4 protein-coding genes are annotated in these 6,118 nt (G+C 72.2%); 2 read left to right on the top strand and 2 right to left on the bottom strand.

All coding sequences use genetic code 11. The annotated features are described in order from the left end of the window. Positions 1-325, bottom strand: a 325-nt coding sequence (locus JWQ91_RS16000) for a DUF6318 family protein (RefSeq protein WP_297786439.1), incomplete at its 3' end; no start/stop codon positions are given. A 124-nt stretch (positions 326-449) separates the two neighbouring features. Further along, on the bottom strand, positions 450-3,353 hold the full coding sequence (locus JWQ91_RS15995) for a LuxR family transcriptional regulator (protein WP_297786436.1): 2,904 nt from the start codon (positions 3,351-3,353) through the stop codon (positions 450-452). 130 nt (positions 3,354-3,483) lie between these two features. On the opposite strand from JWQ91_RS15995, the gene JWQ91_RS15990 reads away from it, so the two are divergent. Both JWQ91_RS15990 and JWQ91_RS15985 read left to right on the top strand, forming a co-directional pair. Further along, complete coding sequence (locus JWQ91_RS15990; RefSeq protein ID WP_297786433.1) at positions 3,484-5,679, top strand: MMPL family transporter; 2,196 nt, start codon at positions 3,484-3,486, stop codon at positions 5,677-5,679. Then, positions 5,676-6,083: a hypothetical protein gene (locus JWQ91_RS15985; protein ID WP_297786431.1), complete on the top strand. Its 408-nt coding sequence runs from the start codon at positions 5,676-5,678 to the stop codon at positions 6,081-6,083. The genes JWQ91_RS15990 and JWQ91_RS15985 overlap by 4 nt, the downstream gene beginning before the upstream one ends. Positions 6,084-6,118 lie beyond the last annotated feature (35 nt).

The raw sequence follows: 6,118 nt of genomic DNA, 5'->3' as shown, positions 1-6,118 counted from the left end.
CGCCCTTGAAGTAGCCGCCGGCGTCATAGGTCTTGCGGTACAGGGTGATGTAGCTCTGGCAGCCTTCGCACGTCGCGGCGGAGAGGCGGGAGAGCTCGTCGACGTCGCCGGTGCTGGCGGCGTAGTTGAAGACGTCGACGTAGTGCTTGACGAACGCCGCTGCCCCTTCAGGGGAGTCCTGCTTGGCCTGCTCCGGCATGGCCGGGGGCGTGGCCGTGGGGGTGGCGGGCGCCGACGAGGTCGCGGCGGGCTCCTTGGGCACCGGATCGGACGAGCAGGCGCCGAGCACCAACAGGGCCACGAAGACAATTCCCCCGAATCGCATGACCCGAAACTACCCAGACCCGAGCATTTCTGTCAGCCCCGCCAGACACATCTGTGGACAACCGCGGGACGTCAGTGCGGGATGAGGCCCCCGGTCCTCGATCCTGATGACGCAAGGCGAACGGTCAGCGGAGGGCCACCTCGCGGGCGACCTGGGCACGCGAGGACACGTCGAGCTTGCGGAAGATGTTGCGCAGGTGGCTCTCGACGGTCTTGGCGCTGAGGTAGAGCTCGGCGGCGATCGTGGCGTTGGTGTGGCCCAGGCTGACGAGCTCGGCGATCTGGTGCTCCCGGCCGGTGAGGGAGTTGATCCCGGACCGCCCGAGGGCGCCGGCGCGGGACCGGCGGTGGACCGCTCGCCCGGAGCGCCGCAGCTCACGCTCGGCGGCGTCGCGCAGGGCGACGGCACCATGCCGGTGCAGCGCCTCCGCCGCGGTGGTGAGCTCGCGGACGGCGTGGTCGCGGTGACCAGCAGCGGCGAGCGCCCGGCCGGCGAGGGTGCGGGAGACGGCGGCCTCGATGGGGGCACCGGCGGCCGCGGTCGTGTCGGCCGCCCACAGTGCCGCCTCCGACGCGGGTCCGGGTCGACCGTCAGCGAGGTGGACGGCCGCCTCGGCCCGGGCGGCGGTGCACCGCAGCAGGGGGAGGCCGAACTGTGCCGCCCGGTCGGCGGCACGCCGGGCCGCCAGCCTCGCGGACTGCGGGTCCTCCGCGGCGAGGTGGCACCGGGTGAGCAGCTCGAGGGCGACGACACGTTCCCCGCCCTGCACGTCGGCGAGGTCCCGGCCACCGCCGAGATCCTCGAGCGCCTCCACGGCCTGGCCCGGCAGGCCCGTTGCCAGCAGCGCGCCGCCCAGACGCACGCTGGTCCAGCCCCGCACCAGGCCCTCGTCGAGAGGACGCACCCGTTCGGCGCTCTCCTGGGCGTCCGCCAGTGCGCCGGCGACGTCCCCGGCGGCCAGCCGGACCGCCGAGCGGTTCGCCAGGGTCCAGACGGTCGCGCGGTCGTACGCCAGGAGGCGGGCCGCGTCCACGGCGTCGTCGATCACGTGCCGGGCCCGGACCAGATCGCCGTGCACGAGGTGCACCGCCGCCTGGACGGGGATCACGAGCGGCAGCAGCTGGCCCTGGCCCGTCGAGCGGCACAGCCGGACGACCCGGTCGGCGTGGCGGAGGGCGTCGTCGAAGCGTTCGAGGTTCAGCTCGGCGAACGACAGGTAGCCCATCGCGTCGAGCCGGGCGAGCAGGACGTCGTCGTCGGTGCCGTCGACCACGGACGCCGTCGCCCGACAGTCCTCGGCGGCCCGGTTGTCCGCGGACAGCGACTCGGCGAGGGCCAGCGCGGACCCGGCGACGGCCCGCAGCGGAGTGTTGGACAGGCGACCGGCGGCGGCCAGTGCCTCGCGGGCCCGGGCGGCCATGCTGTCGTAGCGGAGGTCGAAGTACGAGGCCATCGCCAGCTCCACCCGCAGGGCCACCGAAGCGGGGGAGTCACCCTCGGGGAGGGCGTCGATCGCCGCCAGAAGGCGTTGCCGGGCCTGGTCGTGCCGGCCCAGCAGCTGCTCGAGCGACGCACACGAGGCGGTGAGCTGGATGCGGAGCCCGTCGTCTCCGGGTGCTCCGAGGACGAGGCACGCGGCCAGGCACTGATAGCTCGCGTCGTACTCACCGACCGCGGCGAGGGCCGCCGCGCGAGGGAGCAGGAGCGCGACCCGCCCCTCCGGTGGCGCGTCGGCCGGCAGCAGGTCGGCCGCCGCTCCGTACCATCGCGCAGCGGAGGCCGGAGCCCGCAGGCTGGCCTGGTCGCCGGCCCGGCGCAGCACCTCGATCGCGTCGTGGTCGCCGGTCGTCGCGGACCGCTCGACATGCCCGGCCAGGCTCGTGACGGAGCCGCCGGAGCCGTTGACCGCCCGCGCACACCGCTGGTGGGCGCCGATCCGCCACGCGGCGCCGGTCAGGTCGTACACCGCGCGCCGGACGATCGGATGCCGGAAGCGGAAGCGGGTCGGCGTCCGCTCGGGCCGCACCATGCCGAGGCCGACCAGCTCGTCCAGGCGTGCGGCGGTCGTGCTCGCCCCGAGACCGGCCGCCGCGGTGGCCAGCGGCAGGTCGAATGGGTCCCCAGCCACGGCCGCACCGTCGAGCAGGCAACGAGTCGTCTCCGGCAGGACGGCGAGCTCCTCGTGGATCGCTGCCGCGACGCCGGCGGGCACCTCGATCCCGGCCATCAGCACGTCAGGTCTCGCCGCCGCGCTGGCGGCGAGCGTCGACAGGTCCGAGCGCGCGAACTCGGTCAGGTAGAGCGGGTTGCCGCCGCACTCCCGGTAGACCAGGTCCGCGACGTCCGGCGCGATCTGCGTCCCGAGGAGGAGCCGGGCCTCGGCGCGGGTCAGCGCCGACGGTTCGAGCCGTCGCAACGAGCCCGACCGGTGCGCGCGGTCGAGGGCGGCCGAGAGGCGCCGACCGGTCTGCCGGTCCCGCCGCCCCACGGCCAGCAGGACGCCCGCCGCGGGCGGTCGGCGCAGCAACGCCAGCAGGAGCTCGGCCGAGGCCCAGTCGGCCCAGTGCACGTCGTCCAGGACCAGTACCACCGGTTGTCGGGCCGCGATCATCTCGAGCAGGTCACGGACCGCGCGGTGGGTCCGGTAGCGCTCGTGCTGGAGCCCGATCTCGGCCGCGCCCGCCCACTGCTCCATGGATGGGAAGACGACAGCCAGCTCGGCCCTCACGCGCGAGCCGAGGGTGGTCAGCATCGTGGGGTCCAGCGCGTGCACGTACTCGTCGAGCGCGTCGACGAACGCCGCGAACGGCAGGTCGCGCTCGAGCTCGGACGCTGTGCCCGACAGCACGAGCGCGCCCCGCCCGGCGGCGTGCTCGGCGAGCTCGGCCAGCAAGCGGGTCTTGCCGATCCCCGGATCGCCGACGACCTCGACCGCCCCCGGTCGACCCGTGCACACCCGGGACACGGCCTCGCGCAGGATCCGTGTCTCCTGGGTCCGCCCGACGAGCGGACCCAGAGTCCTCGGCATGGTTCACGCACCAATCCGACGGCCTCCCGAGGGGGCCGAGTCGTCGACTTCAGGGGATCTCTTCAGGGTATTCATCGATGTGCGGGTCCGCTAGGGGGCGCACGCTCCGGAGATCAGGAGAGGAACGGCCATGGCACATCTGCTCTTTCGCATCGGTCATCTCGCGGGGCGCCATCCGTGGCGCCTCATCGCATCCTGGGTCGTCATCGCGCTGACGGCGCTCGTGCTGGCCCAGACCATCGGGGGCGAGGCGGACGAGACCTTCCGCCTGCCCGGATCGGAGTCCCAGCGTGCCGCGGACCTCATCGAGGACCGCTTCCCGCAGGAGACCCTGTACTCGGCCAACGTGATCCTTCACGACGACGACGGCCTCACGTCAGCGGCGGCCACCCGGACGATCGGCAACCTGGTCAACGACCTCGCCCACAACGGCGACGTCCTCGGGGTCAGCGACCCGTACGATCCTGCCTCCCGGACGATCAGCAAGGACGGCACTACGGCGATCGTCACGATCGCCTACGACAAGGACCAGCTGGGCGCCGCGGACTACGACCAGGCGCAAGCGGACGTCAAGCAGGTGCGTGATGCCGGGATCCAGGTGGAGTACGACCAGGGGCTCGGCTACGAGGAGGCGGCCAGCGAGCCGAGCAGCGAGGCGTACGGCATCGCCGTGTCGATCGTGATCCTGACCATCGCGTTCGGGACCCTGGTGGCCGTGGCCATGCCGATCGTGGTGGCGCTGACCGCGCTACTCATCGGCACCAGCGTCATCACGATCCTGTCCGCGCCGTTCTCGATGCCTGAGATCGCCAGCATCGTCGCGATCATGATGGGACTCGGCGTCGGCATCGACTACTCGTTGTTCGTGCTGACCCGGCACCGGCAGAACCTCGCGACCGGCATGTCGGTCCCGGACGCCGTGGGGCGGGCCAACGCGACCGCGGGGCTCGCGGTCCTCTTCGCCGGCACGACCGTGATCCTGGCCATCGTGGGGCTCCAGGTCTCGGGCATCCCGATGCTGAGCATGATGGGCTGGGCGACTGCCGTCATGGTCCTGACCACGATGCTCGCGGCCGTCACGCTGCTCCCGGCCCTCCTCGGCGCGGTCGGGCACAACATCGACCGGCTGCGGGTGCCGTTCGTCCGCAAGCGTCCCGTCGACAACCCCGCGTCGAAATCGGCCCGTTGGGCCGCCCACGTGACGCGCCACCCACTGGTCTTCGGGATCTCCACCGCTCTGGTCCTGGCGGTGCTCGCGATCCCGGTGTTCTCGATGCGGCTCGGCTTCCCGGACGCGGGCAACGACGGCGAGAGCACGACGACCCGTCAGGCGTACGACCTGGTCGCCGACGGCTACGGGGAGGGGACGAACGGTCCGTTCACGGTCGTCCTCGAGGGGGAGGACGTGGCGAACCTCGGCCAGCTCTCGCAGTCCGTGGCCTCGGGTCTCGAGGACGTGACCGGGGTGGCGTCCGTGGGCGCACCGACGGTCAACGAGGGCGGCGACGTCGCCACGATCGAGGTCGTCCCGACGACCTCACCTCAGGACGAGGACACGTCCGGCCTGCTGAACCGGTTCCGTGCGACCGTGCTGCCCGCCGTGGAGGAGCAGACCGGCGTGAACGCGCTGGTGACCGGCAACACCCCGCTGACCGACGACGTCTCGAGCCGGCTCCAGGACCGCATGCCGTGGTTCCTCGCCACGGTCATCGGCCTGTCGTTCATCGTGCTCATGATCGTCTTCCGGTCGGTCTGGGTGCCGTTGAAGGCCGCGATCCTCAACGTGCTGAGCGTCGGCGCGGCGTACGGCGTCGTGGTCGCGGTCTTCCAGTGGGGCTGGTTCGCCGACCTGTTCGGGATCGACGAGACGGTGCCGATCATGCCGCTGGCCCCCATGCTGATGTTCGCGATCCTGTTCGGCCTGTCGATGGACTACGAGGTCTTCCTGGTGAGCCGGATCCGCGAGCAGTTCCTGCTGCACGGTGACGCCCACCGCGCTGTCATCGAGGGCATGCGCACGACCGGCCGGGTCATCACGAGCGCCGGTCTGATCATGATCGCGGTCTTCGGGGCGTTCATCCTCAACCCGGACGTCACGACCAAGATGTTCGGTGTCGGGCTCTCCACCGCGGTCCTGCTCGATGTGACCCTGGTCCGGATGATCCTCGTGCCGGCCGCCCTCTCGTTGCTCGGCGCGCGGGCCTGGTGGCTCCCGGCATGGCTCGACCGCCTGCTGCCCAAGATCGACCTCGAGAGCGGCGAGGACGAGGGCGAACCCGCCACCGAGGAGGACTCCACTCGGAGCTCCGAGCACGCGCTGTCGTGATCGAGGACCTCGCGCACGCGCTGAGCGGCCTCGTCCCGCTCGGCGTGCTCGGACTGGTCGCGTTCGGTGGCGTGGATCGTCCGGTACGTCCGCCGGCTGCTGCTCGTCGTGGTCGCCCTGGTCGTCGCCCAGCTGGTGCTCTACCCCTGTCGGTGGGCGGGGAGATGCTGCTCGAGACCGGGACGGTCGTGGACCGCAGCGTGTACGCCGTGCAGTCCGCGGCCATGCGGGTCCTGGCCCACGAGCAGGACCTCAACCCGACCTATCACGATGCTGTGGACGAGCCGAAGCGGCTGTGGGGGATCCCCGACGCGGCCACGCGGCCGGGATCGACGCGCACCCCCCGGGCGTACGAACGACGGATCCTCGGCTTCTTCGACGCCGCGCTGCGTCACGCCTCCTGAGACCCGAGGGCCTCGGGAGGCGTGACGTGCGGGGC

The organism is Aeromicrobium sp. (assembly GCF_025965075.1).
GTDB lineage: Bacteria > Actinomycetota > Actinomycetes > Propionibacteriales > Nocardioidaceae > Aeromicrobium.
This window is presented reverse-complemented; position numbering and strand designations above follow the sequence as displayed.

What these genes read in the sequence shown, in the direction of transcription:
- JWQ91_RS15995 (WP_297786436.1), bottom strand. Translation starts at nt 3,353, where the DNA reads ATGCCGAGGACTCTGGGTCCGCTCGTCGGGCGGACCCAGGAGACACGG.
- JWQ91_RS15990 (WP_297786433.1), top strand. Translation starts at nt 3,484, where the DNA reads ATGGCACATCTGCTCTTTCGCATCGGTCATCTCGCGGGGCGCCATCCG.